Source organism: Corynebacterium sp. MSK204, assembly GCF_030229885.1.
In the GTDB taxonomy this organism is placed as follows: Bacteria; Actinomycetota; Actinomycetes; order Mycobacteriales; family Mycobacteriaceae; genus Corynebacterium.
Map to the genome: position 1 here is coordinate 1 of NZ_JASPGQ010000020.1, position 14969 is coordinate 14969.

The 14969-nt window shown below is 59.5% G+C and carries 16 protein-coding genes and 1 other RNA gene; 3 read left to right on the forward strand and 14 right to left on the reverse strand.

All coding sequences use genetic code 11. The features are described from left to right. Positions 1 to 235 precede the first annotated feature (235 nt). The 10 genes from QP908_RS10675 to ftsE form a co-directional block, all read right to left on the reverse strand. Positions 236 to 991: an iron ABC transporter ATP-binding protein gene (locus QP908_RS10675; protein WP_284772242.1), complete on the reverse strand. Its 756-nt coding sequence runs from the start codon at positions 989 to 991 to the stop codon at positions 236 to 238. Beyond that, a complete protein-coding gene (locus QP908_RS10680; protein WP_284772258.1) occupies positions 988 to 1965 on the reverse strand; it encodes an iron chelate uptake ABC transporter family permease subunit in 978 nt (325 codons plus the stop codon). The genes QP908_RS10675 and QP908_RS10680 overlap by 4 nt, the downstream gene beginning before the upstream one ends. Before the next feature lies 1 nt (position 1966). Continuing rightward, complete coding sequence (locus tag QP908_RS10685; protein WP_284772243.1) at positions 1967 to 2932, reverse strand: ABC transporter permease; 966 nt, start codon at positions 2930 to 2932, stop codon at positions 1967 to 1969. A gap of 67 nt (positions 2933 to 2999) precedes the next feature. Further along, positions 3000 to 3992, reverse strand: coding sequence for a siderophore ABC transporter substrate-binding protein (locus tag QP908_RS10690; protein ID WP_502868908.1), 993 nt, complete (start codon positions 3990 to 3992; stop codon positions 3000 to 3002). 85 nt (positions 3993 to 4077) lie between these two features. Beyond that, the gene (locus tag QP908_RS10695) at positions 4078 to 4845 is read right to left on the reverse strand and encodes an amidohydrolase family protein (protein ID WP_284772245.1); all 768 of its coding nucleotides are present in this window, start codon (positions 4843 to 4845) and stop codon (positions 4078 to 4080) included. A gap of 74 nt (positions 4846 to 4919) precedes the next feature. After that, positions 4920 to 5302: a transfer-messenger RNA gene (gene ssrA / locus QP908_RS10700) on the reverse strand. Positions 5303 to 5368: 66 nt separating this feature from the next. Next, complete coding sequence (locus QP908_RS10705) at positions 5369 to 5734, reverse strand: DUF488 domain-containing protein (protein WP_239270080.1); 366 nt, start codon at positions 5732 to 5734, stop codon at positions 5369 to 5371. After that, positions 5727 to 6230, reverse strand: a complete 504-nt coding sequence (smpB, locus tag QP908_RS10710; protein WP_023030286.1) for an SsrA-binding protein SmpB — start codon at positions 6228 to 6230, stop codon at positions 5727 to 5729. Before smpB ends, QP908_RS10705 begins: the two co-directional genes overlap by 8 nt. Before the next feature lie 44 nt (positions 6231 to 6274). After that, a complete protein-coding gene (gene ftsX, locus QP908_RS10715) occupies positions 6275 to 7177 on the reverse strand; it encodes a permease-like cell division protein FtsX (protein ID WP_284772246.1) in 903 nt (300 codons plus the stop codon). Then, complete coding sequence (ftsE, locus tag QP908_RS10720; protein WP_284772247.1) at positions 7174 to 7872, reverse strand: cell division ATP-binding protein FtsE; 699 nt, start codon at positions 7870 to 7872, stop codon at positions 7174 to 7176. The genes ftsX and ftsE overlap by 4 nt, the downstream gene beginning before the upstream one ends. A gap of 120 nt (positions 7873 to 7992) precedes the next feature. Here ftsE and QP908_RS10725 point away from each other — a divergent pair, with 120 nt between their 5' ends. Further along, entirely contained in the window at positions 7993 to 9618 is a 1626-nt protein-coding gene (locus QP908_RS10725; protein WP_284630776.1) for an AbgT family transporter, read from the forward strand. Positions 9619 to 9639: 21 nt separating this feature from the next. Here QP908_RS10725 and prfB read toward each other — a convergent pair whose 3' ends face one another. After that, positions 9640 to 10743 carry a peptide chain release factor 2 gene (prfB, locus tag QP908_RS10730; RefSeq protein WP_005277601.1) on the reverse strand — a complete coding sequence of 368 codons (1104 nt, stop codon included), beginning with the start codon at positions 10741 to 10743 and terminating at the stop codon, positions 9640 to 9642. Between the two features lie 60 nt (positions 10744 to 10803). Here prfB and QP908_RS10735 point away from each other — a divergent pair, with 60 nt between their 5' ends. Both QP908_RS10735 and hisN read left to right on the forward strand, forming a co-directional pair. After that, complete coding sequence (locus QP908_RS10735; protein ID WP_005281837.1) at positions 10804 to 11640, forward strand: inositol monophosphatase family protein; 837 nt, start codon at positions 10804 to 10806, stop codon at positions 11638 to 11640. After that, entirely contained in the window at positions 11633 to 12415 is a 783-nt protein-coding gene (gene hisN / locus QP908_RS10740) for a histidinol-phosphatase (RefSeq protein WP_023016942.1), read from the forward strand. The genes QP908_RS10735 and hisN overlap by 8 nt, the downstream gene beginning before the upstream one ends. On the opposite strand, the gene QP908_RS10745 is transcribed toward hisN, so the two are convergent. Genes QP908_RS10745 through QP908_RS10755 form a run of 3 tightly spaced genes read right to left on the reverse strand, consistent with a single transcriptional unit; the run spans position 12412 to position 14894 of the window. After that, positions 12412 to 12672, reverse strand: a complete 261-nt coding sequence (locus QP908_RS10745; RefSeq protein ID WP_023016941.1) for a hypothetical protein — start codon at positions 12670 to 12672, stop codon at positions 12412 to 12414. The genes hisN and QP908_RS10745 overlap by 4 nt on opposite strands. Then, positions 12669 to 14606, reverse strand: a complete 1938-nt coding sequence (feoB, locus tag QP908_RS10750) for a ferrous iron transport protein B (protein WP_284772248.1) — start codon at positions 14604 to 14606, stop codon at positions 12669 to 12671. Before feoB ends, QP908_RS10745 begins: the two co-directional genes overlap by 4 nt. Before the next feature lie 3 nt (positions 14607 to 14609). Then, on the reverse strand, positions 14610 to 14894 hold the full coding sequence (locus tag QP908_RS10755) for a FeoA family protein (RefSeq protein ID WP_284772249.1): 285 nt from the start codon (positions 14892 to 14894) through the stop codon (positions 14610 to 14612). Positions 14895 to 14969 lie beyond the last annotated feature (75 nt).

Genomic DNA, 14969 nt, shown 5'->3' on the forward strand with positions numbered 1-14969 from the left:
TGGCACACTATTGAGTTCTCAAACAACATCCACACACCACAAGAAAATTAACCAAACGTTAACCTCTCGTTGGCGGCCCGTACCAACTTACCCAAGAACCTGAACCAAGTCAAATCCTCGAACCAAGCCAGTACAAAAAGTCACTCACAAGTAACCAACCGGCTACCTCTCGGCGACTCGCTAAAATTTATACCACCCCACTACACAACGCAAACCCGCAGGCCAACGTTGGTTTTTAGTGATAGCACGCGATCTTTCCATCGGGCCCATCGATAACGCGCACTGGAGTATTGAAGATGGGCGTCAGGATATCGTCGCGCATAATCTCCTCGGCCGGACCGAATTCGACGATCTGTCCGTCCTTGCAGGCGCAGATATAGTCTGCGTAACGCGCGGCAAAGTTGATGTCATGCAGAACCACGATGACCGTGCGCCCCAACTCCTGGGCAGCCTCGCGCAGGTGGCGCATCATGTCCACCGAGTGCGAAATGTCCAGGTTATTCAGCGGCTCATCCAGCAACACGTAATCGGTTTCTTGGCACAGCACCATGGCTACGTACGCGCGCTGGCGCTGACCACCAGACAGCTGGTCAAGGTAGCGGTGCTGCAACTCTTCCAAGTGTAGGAAGTGAATGTACTTAGAAATGACTTCTTCATCGTGTTTGTTGAGCCGCCCCTTGGTATAGGGAAAGCGGCCAAAGCCCACGAGCTGGCGCACAGTTAGTTTCGTGACGAAGTGATTTTCCTGCCGCAAGATAGACACAATCTTTGCCAAGTCGGCGGACTTGCTGGATTGAATGTCATAGTCGGCGATTTCGATGCTGCCTTCATCCATGTCGAGCAGGCGCCCTATCATGGTGAGCATCGTCGACTTACCCGCACCATTCGGCCCCACCAGCGCGGTGATGCCTCCTTGCGGGATGGTCAGGTTGAGCGGACCAATAGCGGTCTCGGCGGAATAGGTTTTAGAAACGTTCTTTAATTCGATCACAGTCGGCCCTTTCGCATAATGACAAACAGGAACACGGAGCCACCTACCAGCTCAATGATGATGGACACCACGCCTTGGGCGGAAAATACGTGCTGCATGAGGAAGTAGGCCGCAATGAGCACGAGGAATGCTAAGCCCACCGCCATCGGAAAGATGTAGCGGTGATCGTAGGTATCGGCGAATTGATAAGCCAGCGTAGCCACCAAAAAGCCCAGGAAGGTCATGGGACCTACCAGCGCGGTGGTCGTCGCCATCAGCAGCGAGACCAACACCAGCGTGTAAATTGCGTGCGCTTTATGGTTCACGCCCAGGTTGGTACTGACATCGGCGCCCAAGGAAATCACGTTGAGCTTGCGCGCATTGAATACCAAAAGCGTGGTGGCGATGGCCACGATGGGAATGGCGATGGGATAGTACTCAGTTTCGGCGTTATTGACGGAGCCAAAAAGGCGCGCGGTCAGGACGTCGAACTCGCTGGGGGTAAGCATGCGTTGCATAAAGGTCGATAGCGAGCCCAAGCCACCGCCGATGACCACGCCAACTAGCAGCATGGCGTGCATATTCTGCTTCCTATTGGTCAGCAGCCACGAATAGAGCACCAGGGAAAGTCCCACCATGACGGCCATTTGCATCAGGAAGGTGGGCACGGTGCGGGCATCGTTAAGCCCACTAGCACCCAGGAAGAAAATGGTCGCGGTATTGATGGCAACGTACAGCGACTCAAAGCCCATGATGGACGGGGTCAAAATGCGGTTATTGGTCACGGTATGGAAAGAAACCGTCGCCATGGCTTGGCACACAGCGACGATCGCCATGGCGATGAGGGCATCGGCGCGGCGCTGGGCGATGAGCCAAAACTTGCGGGTGCCAAACTCCATCGGGTTGCCATAGGCCAGGTAGGCAAAGGCCAAAGCCGCAGCTAGGCCCCATACGCAGACCAGCGTGATCCAATATTTCTTTGGCGGGGCGGACATCTTAGTTCGCACGGGTCGACCTCACAATCATGATGATGAAGACGATGGCGCCGATGACGCCAAGGATGACCGAAACCGGCATCTCGAATGGGGCGATGATGACGCGACCCACCAGGTCACACACCGTGACGATGCCGATGCCCAGCAGGCAGACCCAGGGAACGTTGGAGCGCAGGTCATCGCCGCGCACCATGGAGACGATATTCGGCACGATTAGGCCCAGGAAGGGCAGCGAACCCACGACGACGGTCACCACGCCCGTAGCAATGGCGATGAGGCCAGTTCCCAGCAACAACATGCGGTTATAGTTCAGTCCGACGTTGGTGGCCACGTCCTCGCCCAAGCCAACCACGGTGAGGCGGTCGGCGTAAATGTACACCGCCACCAGCACCAAAAGCACGATCCACAAAACCTCGTATTGGCCCTTGTACACCGCGGTAAACGAGCCCATGAACCAGATTCCCAATTGCTGGAGCATATCGGTCATCAGGGCGAAAAACGTCGAGATTGCAGAGACCACGGCACCCAGCATGATGCCGATGATCGGCACAATGAGCGAGGAGCGCAGGGTCACCCGACGCAGGAAGAGGAAGAATACGACGGTGCCCAGGAAGGAAAAGACCACCGCACCAATCATCTTGACCAGAATCGAGGACGTGGGCGCGACGGCCATGACGATGAGCAGGCCCAACCCGGCCCACTCCGTGGTTCCGGTGGTCGAGGGTTCGACGAAGCGATTCTGGGTGAGCAGCTGCATGACCAGGCCGCTTACAGCCATGGCCGCGCCGGCCAGTACCAAGGCGATGGTGCGCGGCAAGCGGGTAATGCCGAACATGGCGGCGCCATCGTCGGCACCAAAAACGTCGTACTGCCCAGTCAGCAAGGAGGCAACGAGCAACGTGGCGACGATGATCACGCCGAGGCCGAGCTTCCAATCCCAGACCTTTGTGCGGGTGGTGGTTTCCATAACTGTCCTTTACGCACCTGAAAACCGGAGGGCACAAATCCCTCCGGTTTCCGGTTTTTAGTGGTGGCTAGTTCTTTTCAAACGCGTCTGCCATCGCGTTGAGCGTCTCCGTGAAGGTAATGATGTTTTCATTGGTGTAGGTATCCTGCGGAGCGGCAACGATCTTGCCTTCCTTCACGGCAGTCACGTTCTTGAGTGCCGCAGAATCCTCTACCAGCTTCTTACCTGGGGTGTAGCCTGCTTCATCCTTGGCAATGGCACCGTCGCGGTCCATGATGAGGATGTAGTCAGGGTTGGAATCAGCGATTGCCTCGACGGAGATGTCATCGCCCTCGTGGTCATCGCTGGCGTTTTCCACCTCGAGGGAAGGCTTCATGCCCAGCAGGTCAAAGAATGGCCCGAAGAAGCGACCCTTACCTGGGGCGATGTAGTTAATATCGCCACCGGAGGTGTTGACGGCCATGACGGTCTTCTCAGGATCGTAGGCATCCTTGGCGCGGTCCAGGGCCTTGTTGAAGTCATCGACAAGCTTCTTTGCTTCATCTTCGTGGTCGAAGATCTTGCCCAGTGCTTCGGTCTGGCGGATGAGCTCTTCCGCCATGTCCTTATCGTCGCGCGGGGAGAAGTCGAGAACCGGGGTGTCTTCCATCAAAGCCTCGATATCGGCCTGGTGCTGGGTGAAGCGTTGACCGTTGATGACGATGTCCGGCTCTGCGGCAACCAGCGCCTCCAGGTCGGGTTCGCGGTGCATGCCCAGGTTGGCCTCGATCGTGTCTTCATTGATCTTGTCCGACAGGGTATCCGGGACGATGCCCAGCGGGGCTGCCACGATGTTGACGTCCCAATCCGCGAGGATTTCGAAGGAACGGTTATCCGTTACCGCGACGCGCTCGAACGGTACATCCAGCTCATGGGTACCGTTATTATCTTCGATCTGCAGTGCGCTTTCCGATGTCCCCTTATTCGAGCCCTGGTCCTCTTCTTCCGCAGTGCTACATGCGGTAAGCGCCAGGGAGGCGACAGCCACGACAGACAAAAGAGCGCGATGAATTTTCTTCATTGTGCTTTCCTTATAGACGAGAAACAAATGCCCCATTAACCTATCTTAAGCCACCCTAACCAATCAAGGGTGAGGGTAACCTTTCCTAAAGCGCATTGTCCAGGCCATAGAAACGCGCTGCATTTGCGTAGAAAACATCATCGGCATGTACCCCCGCGGCCTTCTCAATGAGCCGGAAGTCCTCTACCGAAAACACCCGGCTCGCCCGCTGCGAGGGCAAATCGGTACCCGCCATGAGCGCCGTTGGATCGACGTCGACAATGCGGCGCACCACCTCCCCCGGGTCGAGGTCCACGCGCCCGAATCCGGTGGCCTTGACCTTTACTCCGGCATCGACAAGCTCCAAGAGACCATCTACTCCCTGCGCGCTCAGGCCCAGATGATCGATGCTCACGGCCGGCAGCTTCTTCAGCACCGGCGCCATTTCGCCCAGCGCAGCCGCGTCGACATAGAGCTCCACGTGCCAGCTGGCTAGGTCATAGATCCGCCAGGCGAGTTCCTCCAGGTCTTCCCGCGCTGCGCTGCCACCGCGCCGGAAGTTAAAGCGCACCGCCCGCACGCCCAGGTCATCGAGGCGGCGAATTTCCGCATCGGAGACATCGGCAGGCAGCTGCGTGACCCCGACGAAGTTATCCAACTCCCCTAGCGCATCTGCCAGATACCCCTGGTCAAAGCCCTGAAAGGAACCGGAGACGACCGCGCCGGCTGTGATATCAAAACCCTCACCGCGCAGCTTCTCGCGCCATACGTCATAGTCCGGAACCAAAAATTCCGGCGGCGTATAGCCCTGATTTTCCTGAATGGGGTGGGAAAAATCGATGATGTGGAGATGGGAATCGAATACTCGCTGCATGGCCACCACCCTAGCCGCGCGCGGGGAACCTTATGAGAAAAGCCCCAGCTAGAACTGAATCTAGCTGGGGCTCTCGGTGGAGCTGCCGGGACTTGAACCCGGGTCCTTCGTCACCTTGCCAGGGCTTCTCCGTGCGCAGTTCGCACATGATCTCTGCTCGGCCCTCCGGTTCGGGCGAACTCGTACCGGATGATGGGCCCAGTCACCAGTAAGAGTCCCATCTGGCCCTGATGACACAGCCAGACGGCAAGTTCCTTAGTCGATGCCAGGTTCTAGGTCAGGAACGAAGCCTAGGCTGACAGACACGCGTCGCTGTAATTAGGCAGCGAGGGCGTAGTCACGCTGAGAGTTCTTCTCTGCGTTTATTTGTTTGCTACGACGCTTAAACGGTGGTCGTTAGCCTTCACCGGCACGCTTCCCCTGGCGCAGTGTACGAAGTCGAAACCAAATCAACCCCATAGCACTGTAGGGACGGGATAGTGCATCATTCCCTACGGTTGTTCCAACACTACCGCAGACGCTTTTATTTCTCCAAGTGCTCTTCCAGCCAGTCTTTTAAGACCACCGCGTGGTTAATCTCGCGGTCGGCAGCGCCAAAGAGCAGCGTGAGGTCCCCCTCCTTTGCCAAGGAGAGCAGCTGGGTGAGCTCCTCGGACTCTCGGTCATCGAGCTCGGCGCGGTAGCGGCGCGAAAACTCCTGGAAAGAATCCTCGTCATGGCTCCACCATTTGCGCAGCTCGGGGCTGGGCGCCACGTCCTTGAACCATTCGTCATAGTCCAGGTCCGCCTTGGCGATGCCCCGCGGCCACAGACGATCTACCAGGACGCCGGTTCCGGAAATGGAGTCCTCGCCCTTGACTGCATCGTGAACCTTTACCGTCTTAAGCATTAATCCCCTTCACGCGGCGGCCGAGCTCGCGGGTGATTTCGCGGTTCTGGTCGCGCCGCTTGATGTCTTCGCGCTTGTCATAATCCTGCTTACCCTGCGCAAGCGCCAGCGACAACTTCGCGTACCCGTTTTTTAGGTACACCTTGAGCGGCACCAGGGTTTTATTGCCATTGCGCACCTGACCGTAGAGCTTGTCGATCTCCCGGCGGTGCAGCAACAGCTTGCGGGTGCGCCGCGGGCTGTGGTTGGTCCAGGACCCCATCGAATACTCCGGAATGTGCAAGTTACGCAAGTACACCTCGCCATTATCAATGGTGGCGAAGGCATCATTAAGCGAGATCTTGCCTTCCCGGAGGGATTTGATCTCCGTGCCGAGCAAGACGATGCCGCACTCGAATTCTTCGAGGATCTTATAGTCGTGCCGGGCCCGGCGGTTGGTCGCAAGCATGGCGTCCCCGGAAGCCGCCTTCTTATTCTTCTTGCCCTTTTTAGCCATAATTACCTCAGTGTACTGCTCGTTTACCGCACCCGGCAAACGGCTTAGCGGCGGACATAAGAACGCAGGGTAATCTGCGCGGTGGCAGCGGTAACCGCCAAGGCGAGCAGGCCCACCAGCGGCAGTGCGAGCCACAGATCGCTGGACTTCATCGGTGCCAGCAACTGCGATTCATACAGGCCCTGCAGCGCAGGATCGATCACTTGGGACTTCGCCACGAGTAGCCCGCCACCGCCCAAGACCACACCGATAAGGGAGGCGAGCACTGCTTCTACTACGAACGGTGCCTGCGTCATCCAGCGCGAGGCGCCCACCATGCGCATGATTTCGGTCTCGCGGGTGCGGTGGAAGGCGGCGATTTGCACCATATTGGCCACCAGGAAGATGGCTGCAATAGACATCACGATGGCCACGATGAAGGTGGCGGTCCGGATGGAATCGAGGTTGCTTGCCGCCTCGCGCACCTCTTCTTGCTGGTCCACGACCTCTTCTACCGCCGGGTTATCCCGCACGGCATCGATGGCGGAGGCTTCCTCCGGGTCAACGAGGCGCACGTGCAACGCTGCGGGAAGCGCATCCGGCGAGGTTTGTTCCACCATCACTGGGTCAGTGTCCTGGAATAGCTCACGGAAGCGCTCGTAGGAGGCCTCGCGGTTGCGAAATTCCACGGACTCTACGGAACTATCGGATTCCAGCTGTTCCTTTAAGTCCGCGCAGGCGGGCGTGGTGCAGTTCGGATCCGTGGCGGAAATATCCTCGTTGAGCTGCACCATGACCTCCACGCGGTCCAAGTAAATATCCTTCGTATCCTTGGTGAGGTTGGTGACCATGATGCCGGCAACCACGGCCCCGACAGAGATGGCCGTGGTAATGATCATCGCGATGGTCATAGTCAGGTTACGGCCCAAGCCCTTGCTGGCCTCGCGGAAGATGAATCCTAGCTTCATGCCTGCTCCTCCTGCGCCGAATAGGTGGCATTGTGTTCATCGCGAACGAGCGTGCCGTCGCGCAATTCTAGGACGCGTTTGTGCGCCTTATCCACGGCGCGGGAATTGTGCGTGGACATCACCACGGTGGTGCCACGCTTGTTGATGCGCAGCAGCAAGTCCATGATCCCGTCGGCGGTGGCGGGATCGAGGTTGCCCGTGGGTTCATCGGCAAGCAACAGCTTCGGGCGATTGACCAGGGCGCGCGCGATAGCAACGCGCTGCTGCTCACCGCCGGAAAGCTCGTGCGGCATCGCATGGTGGCGGTTTTCCAGCCCCACCATCTCCAGTACCTGCGGCACCGCGGTGGAGATGCGGTGCTTGCTCTTGCCGATGACCTCCAGGGCAAACGCCACATTCTGGTACACGTTCAGCTTGGGAAGCAGCCGAAAATCTTGGAATACGTAGCCAATGGATTGGCGCAGGGCGTTAATATCCTTGCCACTTAGCTCATTGACGTGGAAGTCACCGAAGTAGATATCGCCCGAGGTCACATTGCTATAGCGCACCATGAGCTCAAGAAAGGTGGACTTTCCGGACCCCGAAGGGCCGATGAGGAAGGCAAACTCACCGTCCGCAATTTCAAAAGACACCCCATCGAGCGCGGGGCGGGACTGGGCGGAATACACCTTAGTCACGTTATTGAAAGTAATCACCCCGCCACTGTAGCAACCAAAGTTGACAGTGACCTGTGAACGCTATTTAGTAGTGTAGTCTAGAACACAAAATCTGGTACGCAATGATGCCCGACCCGATCGACAGAAAGTGCCGATACTATGGCCGAGACTAAAACCAAAGAAAAACCGGAAAAAGCAAGCGGCTTTTTAGGCACCGTAGAAAAGATTGGCAATAAACTCCCCGATCCTTTCTGGCTCTTCGTCATCCTCGCGATAATCGTCGCCATTACCTCTTGGATTGGCCACTTAATTGGCATGAGCGCCGAGGATCCTAAATCCGGCGATACCATCGAGGTTGAATCCCTCCTGACCACCGAGAATATCTCGCGCATGGTCACGGACGCGGTGGAAAACTTCACGAGCTTCCCGCCGTTGGGCGTCATCCTGGCCGTCATGCTGGGTGTGGCCGTGGCCGAACAGTCCGGGCTCTTGTCCGCGCTCGTGCGCGCCATGGTGACCAAGGTCAGCCCGAAGTTCCTGACCTTCATCGTCGCGCTGGCCGGCGTGACCGGTTCCGTGGCTTCGGATGCCATTTATGTCATCCTCATCCCGCTGGGCGCGATGGCCTTCCACTCGGTGGGCCGCTCCCCCATCGTGGGTGCCATGGTGGCCTTTGCGGCATCCTCGGCGGGCTTCAACGCCTCGCTGATCCTCAACATCACTGACCTCCTGCTGGCCGGTATTTCCACTCCTGCCGCGCAGTTTGTGGATGAGGCTTATGAGGTCAGCCCGCTGGCCAATATCTTCTTCGTCATCCCATCCGCCATCGTGTTGTCCCTTATCATCACCGCCGTCACGGAATGGTTCATGGTGAAAAAGGCCCGCGAGCTGGTCAACCACGACAAGATTAATTACGAGGAAGTCTCCTTCTCCCAGGCCGCCGGTGCCGATAACGACGCAGACGAGGACGGCGAGGAAAGCGACGTTGACTTCGAGGAAGAAGAAGACGAGCTGCGGGTAAAGCCGGAGGAACAAAAGGGCTTGACCGCCTCTGGCATCGCGCTACTCATCTTCCTCGCCGGATTCTTCGCCCTACTCTTCATCCCAGGCTCCCCGCTCGCTAGCCAAGAAGATAGCTTCATGGAATCGCCGCTGATTAGCGCGATTGCGGTTCCCATTGCCCTGGCCTTTTTGGTCTGCGGCATCGTCTACGGCATCTACGCCGGCACGCTGAAGTCCGCCTCTGACGTGCCAGACTTTATGGCTAAAGGCATTAAGACCTTGGTTCCCATGCTGGTGCTCTTCTTCGCCGTCGCCCAATTCTTGGCGTGGTTCCAGTGGTCCAACCTCGGTGTGTGGACCGCCATTAAGGGCTCTGAGCTGCTGCAGGCATGGTCGCTGCCGCCCATCTTGATGTTCGCCGCGCTCGTGGCCATGGTGGCAGTCCTCAACCTGTTCATTACCTCAGGTTCCGCGCAGTGGGCGCTGATGGCGCCGGTGATCGTCCCGATGATGATGTACGTGGGCATCTCCCCGGAGGTTTCCCAGATGCTCTTCCGTATCGGTGACTCGCCGACAAATATCATCACCCCGATGTCGCCGTACTTCGCCTTGGCACTGACCTTCCTGCAGCGCTACTACAAGCCGGCGGGCGTTGGCACGCTGATGTCGCTGGCGCTGCCGTATTCCATCGCCATGATCGTCGGCTGGTTTATCTTCTTTATCGTGTGGTACCTGCTGGGTATCCCACTTGGACCGGGCGCACCGATGCACTACCCGGCTTAATCCTGCAGGGCGCGGTTGAGGTTAATCCTCGCCGCGCTCTTGTTGCATGCGCCACCGGATGCCGGCCTCCAAGAAGCCGTCGATGTCCCCGTCGAGTACTTTGGAGGGATCGCCCATTTCAAAATTGGTGCGCAGGTCTTTAACCATTTGGTACGGGTGCAAAACATAAGAGCGCATCTGGTTACCCCAAGAGGCATTGCCGCCCGCGCCAAGCGCATCGAGCTCCGCCCGCTCCTCCTGGCGTTTGCGTTCCAGAAGCTTTGCCTGCAAAACCCTCATGGCAGAAGCCTTGTTTTGGATCTGCGACTTCTCGTTCTGGCAGGTAACCACGATGCCGGTGGGGATATGGGTCAGGCGCACCGCGGAATCGGTGGTGTTAACGGACTGTCCACCGGGGCCAGAGGAACGGTACACGTCCACACGCACCTCGTTATCTGGCACGTCGATGTGGTCCGTTTGCTCCACCACGGGAAGGACCTCAACCTCTGCAAAGGAGGTTTGGCGCCGGCCCTGGTTATCAAAGGGCGAAAGGCGCACGAGGCGGTGCGCGCCCTGTTCCACGGATAGCTGGCCGTACATGTATTCCCCGTGCACCACGAAAGTGGCGGATTTAATACCGGCTTCCTCAGCATAGGAAATATCGTAAATATCCACCTTGTGGTCGTGCTTTCCGGCCCAGCGGGTGTACATGCGCATGAGCATCTCCGCCCAATCGGCCGCGTCTACCCCGCCGGCACCCGACCGGATATTGATCACGGCCTCGCGCGGGTCATATTCCCCGGAGAGCATGGTTGTTACCTCGAGGGATTCGATGGCGCTTTCCAGCTCAGCAAGGTCTTCATCGGCAACGGAGACGGTACCTTCTTCCTCCGCGAGCTCGTACATCACCGGCATATCATCTAAGCGCCCGCGCAATGACTCTAGTTTGCGGACCTTTGCCTGTGCTGAAGACAGCTCAGAGGTGACCTTCTGTGCGTGCTCGGGGTCATCCCACAGCGAGGGATCCCCAGCTTGGGCTTCCAACTCCCGAATGCGCGCAGCCAAGGCTTCCGGATCCATGACCTTTTCAATGGTGGTCAGGGTGGTGTCCAATTGCTTGAGCCGTGTAATTACTTCGGGACGCATAGGCCCCAATCTTACCCACCTACCCCACAGAATTAGCCATTGGTTGGATTTAGGGTGACAATGGTGTGCATGGATCAAAAGCCAAGCTTGCAGGAGATGATCGATGCGGTCATCAAAACGTTTATTGTCGCGCATGCTGACGATGGGGATGCCCATTTGGCGCAGGCGCTTGTGTATAACGCAGGACGCTTGGCTTGGCGCTTGCGCGAGATGGGCGTCTCGGTTGAGCAGAAAACCTCTATTTCTGATGTGGTCACGGATGCAGACCGCGCCGCCGAGCGCTTTATCGCCGGTGTGCTAGAGGCCGTGCGCCCCGAGGACGGCCTCGTGGGTGAAGAGGGCACCGCCCGCGAGTCCCAGTCTGGGCGCAATTGGGTCATCGATCCGGTGGATGGCACCTACAATTTCACCTCTGGCTCGGATTATTGGTGCTCGGCGCTCGCGCTTACCGATGCCTCCGGGGTCGCCCTCGGCGCCGTCCACCGCCCCGCCATGGGCTATACCTGGTTTGGCGGGCGCGACTACCCCACCTCGCTCGATGGCAAGGACGTTGCCAAGCTGCAGGATAAGCCGGCAGAAGAAATCTCTCTCTCGTCCTACCTACACCCAACATCGCTCGCAGATCCAGAAATTCGTGCCGCGTGGCAGCGGGTGGCCGAAAACTTTGCTACAGTCCGTATGCTTGGTGCCGGTTCGGTGGACTTGGCCTCCGTGGCAGAAGGCACGTGGGGCGCATGGATGCAGCATTCGGTAGCGGATTGGGATTGGTTCCCCGGCAAGGCTCTCATTGAAGCCGCCGGTGGTGCCGCCCGCAAAGTGGAAGCCGGTGGCGTCGAGTGGTGCTTGGCCGGAAATAAACAGGTAGTTCAACAAATGGAGGAATGGCTCCGTGGGTAAATTCAAAGAAGACTTAGGTCTCGCTCTCGAGTTAGCCGGTCACGCCGATGTGGTCACGATGCATCGCTTTGAGGCCACCGACCTTTCCGTCAAGGAAAAGCCGGACCTGACCCCGGTTTCGGATGCGGATCTCAATTGCGAGAAGCACATCCGCGATTCGCTGAAGCGCTCCCGCCCGCGCGATGAGGTTTTGGGCGAAGAATTCGGCGGCCAGGCCTGCTACGAGGGCCGCCAGTGGGTCATCGATCCCATCGATGGTACGAAGAACTTCGTGCGCGGCGTGCCCGTGTGGGCAACGCTTATTTCCCTGCTCGAGGACGGCGAACCGGTCGTCTCCGTGGTTTCTGCCCCTGCCCTGCGCCGGCGCTGGTACGCGGCGAAAGGCGCCGGTGCCTACCGCGTCTTTGGCGGCGAGCCGAAGCGCCTGCACGTCTCTCAGATCGAAAAGCTTGGGCATGCATCCCTGGCCATGAGCTCGCTGACAGGCTGGTCCGAGCGCGGGTTGCGCGATAAGTTCCTCAACCTCACGGATAAGACGTGGCGCCTGCGCGGCTATGGCGATTTCTGGTCCTATTGCCTCGTGGCAGAAGGCGCCGTCGATATCGCCACCGAGCCGGAGGTTTCCCTCTGGGATCTCGCCGCCCCGTCCCTGCTGGTGACCGAGGCCGGCGGTACGTTTACGGATCTGTCCGGCAATCCCGGGCCGCACGGCGGTTCGGCCATTGCCTCCAATGGCCGCCTGCACAAGGCCGCGCTACAGATGCTGCAGGATTAGGGCCGGGCCGAAAGCTTCAATAGGACCGGTTCGCGACGCCCGCCCTCTGCGCCGGAGCAGCCATCACTGTGCGAGCAACTTCCGCAGCCACCCGTGGGGCACGAGGAGAGCGATTCGCGCACGAGCTGCGCGCTGTGCTCCAGGTGGGCGAGGATGACCTCCACGGTCCCCTGCCCCAGTCCGGTCGCGCGGGCGATGTCCGCAGGGGTGGAGTGACCGCCGCGGATCGCTTCTTTTACTTTGTCTGTAGGGCTCATAGGAATAACCTCAGCACCTGGAAGACGCCGACTGCCAAGACCCAAGCCGTGACAAGCTGGAGCGCAAAGCCGATGAGCGTCCACTTCCAGCCAATTTCGCGCCGCTGCGCGGCCACCGTGGCAACGCATGGCGTATAGGCCAAGAGGAAGACCATGTATGCCCACACCGCGGCCAGGCCGTGCCCGCCAGAGGCGGCGTCGAAGTCACTGCGGATGTGATCGGCCAGCGAAGACTCGGCTTGTTCTTCAGGATCGGCATCCGTGACGTCATCGACGGCGTAGGTCTGCGCCCAGGTGGAAATCAGCGTTTCCTTCGCCACAAAACCTGTTACCAGCGGGCCGGTCAGGGACCACGAATCGAAGCCAGCCGGCGCAAACGCCGGGGAAATCGCCTTGGATACCGCGCCATAGGCGGAGTCCTCCGGCGGGACGGCTTCCTCGTCAAAGGAATGTCCACCGGTAACCGGGATGGACATGAGCAGCCAAATGACCACCACCGTGGCCACGATGATGCCGCCTGCGGTGTGTAAGAACCCCTTCAGGCGCACCCACATGACCGAGAGCGATAGCTTGAACGTGGGCAGCTGATACGACGGCAGGTCAATAACGAGCGCCTCGGACGGCATGGCGCGCCAGACCGTTTTGCGCAGAGCCAGGCCCACGGCGACCACCAAGGCGATGGATAAGACGTACATGCCAAAGACCGCCGATCCGGCGTGATCTGGGAAAAAGACCTGCGCCAGCATCATAAAGACGATAAGGCGCGCCGAGCACGAGGTAAACGGGATGAGCAGGCAGGTAAGGATGCGGTGGCGGACATCGCCAAGCACGCGCGTGGCCGAAATCGCTGGCACGTTGCAGCCATAGCCCACCACGATGGGGATGAAGGCCTTGCCGGGCAGGCCGATCGAGCGCATCACCCTATCGGTGACCACCGCGGCGCGGGCCATGTAGCCGGAATCCTCCAGCACGGCCAGGCACAAGAACATCAGCGCCAGCAGCGGGGCGAAGGTCAGGACCATGCCGACGCCGCCAATGAGGCCATCGACAAGCAAGCCCGTAATCAGCCAATGGTCGAGTCCAATGGCTTCCAGCCCGGCGCGGGCCGCGTCCGAGACCGGACCGGTAATAAGGTCCTCGAGGCCGTCCTGCATGGGCCCTGCCACCGTGGTGGTGATGAAGAAGACCGCCCACATCACCGCGAGGAAGAGCAGCGGGCCCACCACCGGGTGCAGCACCATGCGGTCGACGCGCTGGGTGAGGGTCTCGCCTACCTCCACGCGGTGGACCGCGGCCTTTTCGGCGGCATCGAGATCCGCGAAGCGCTGATCCAGGCCAGAATCCTCGCGAATGATGGTCGGCTCAGCGCGCATGGCCTGCGCCACGGCGGTTTCCAACCCGTCGAGGTTGCGCCGGCGCCGTCCATTGACGCTGACTACTGGCATGCCGGTAGCGCGGGAGAGCGCGTCAGTATCGATGCTAATGCCCTGCTGCTCGGCCATATCCTCCTTGGTGACGCCGAGGACCACGCGGTATGGCTCGGCGGCGATTTGCAGGGCCAGGTTGAGCCCGCGGGCCGGGGCCGTTGCGTCCACGAGGACCACGACGACATCGGGGCGCTCGTCTGCAGGGCAGTCAATGAGCATCTGCTTAGTAAAGGCCTCATCGGGGCTCATGGGGTCTAGGGAATAGGCGCCGGGTAGGTCGATGATGTCGAAGGCCTCTGGCTGCGCATTCCAGAGCCCGCGGCTGACCTCGACCGAGGTGCCCGGCCAGTTGCCGGTCTGGACCTTCGCGCCGGTCAATGCGTTAAAGAGTGTGGATTTTCCGGAATTCGGCGCCCCCACCAGCGCGAGCACCGGCGTGCCTTCAGCCGCTATCCGCATGGAGGAGGTGCTGTGGCAGCTTGCTGGGGCCGTGGAATTATGTGCCATGGCTTATGCCTCCACCGGAATGACTTCGAGTTGGCGCAGCGTGTGCGCATCCACCGCGTAGCGGGCCGTGCCCACGCTCACCACGCGCGCGCCACCTGCGACGGTGCGGCCGATCTGCACGCGGGTGCCGGGCCGAAAGCCCAGCTCGCGCAGCCGCACGGCCAGCGCGGGTTGAGTCTCGACCGCGTTGTGCAGACACTCAGCGGATAGTTCCACCACGGCGTCGGTGGGTGCTTGGTCCGCGCGCATGGGACCGGTTTCTGGTGGGGTGGAATGGGCTTTGTGCATGGGGGAAACCTCGGTTCAAACTTAGCTGCGGACGGGGCATCCACAGCAGATATTGACTAACCCTAAGTAGCCAAT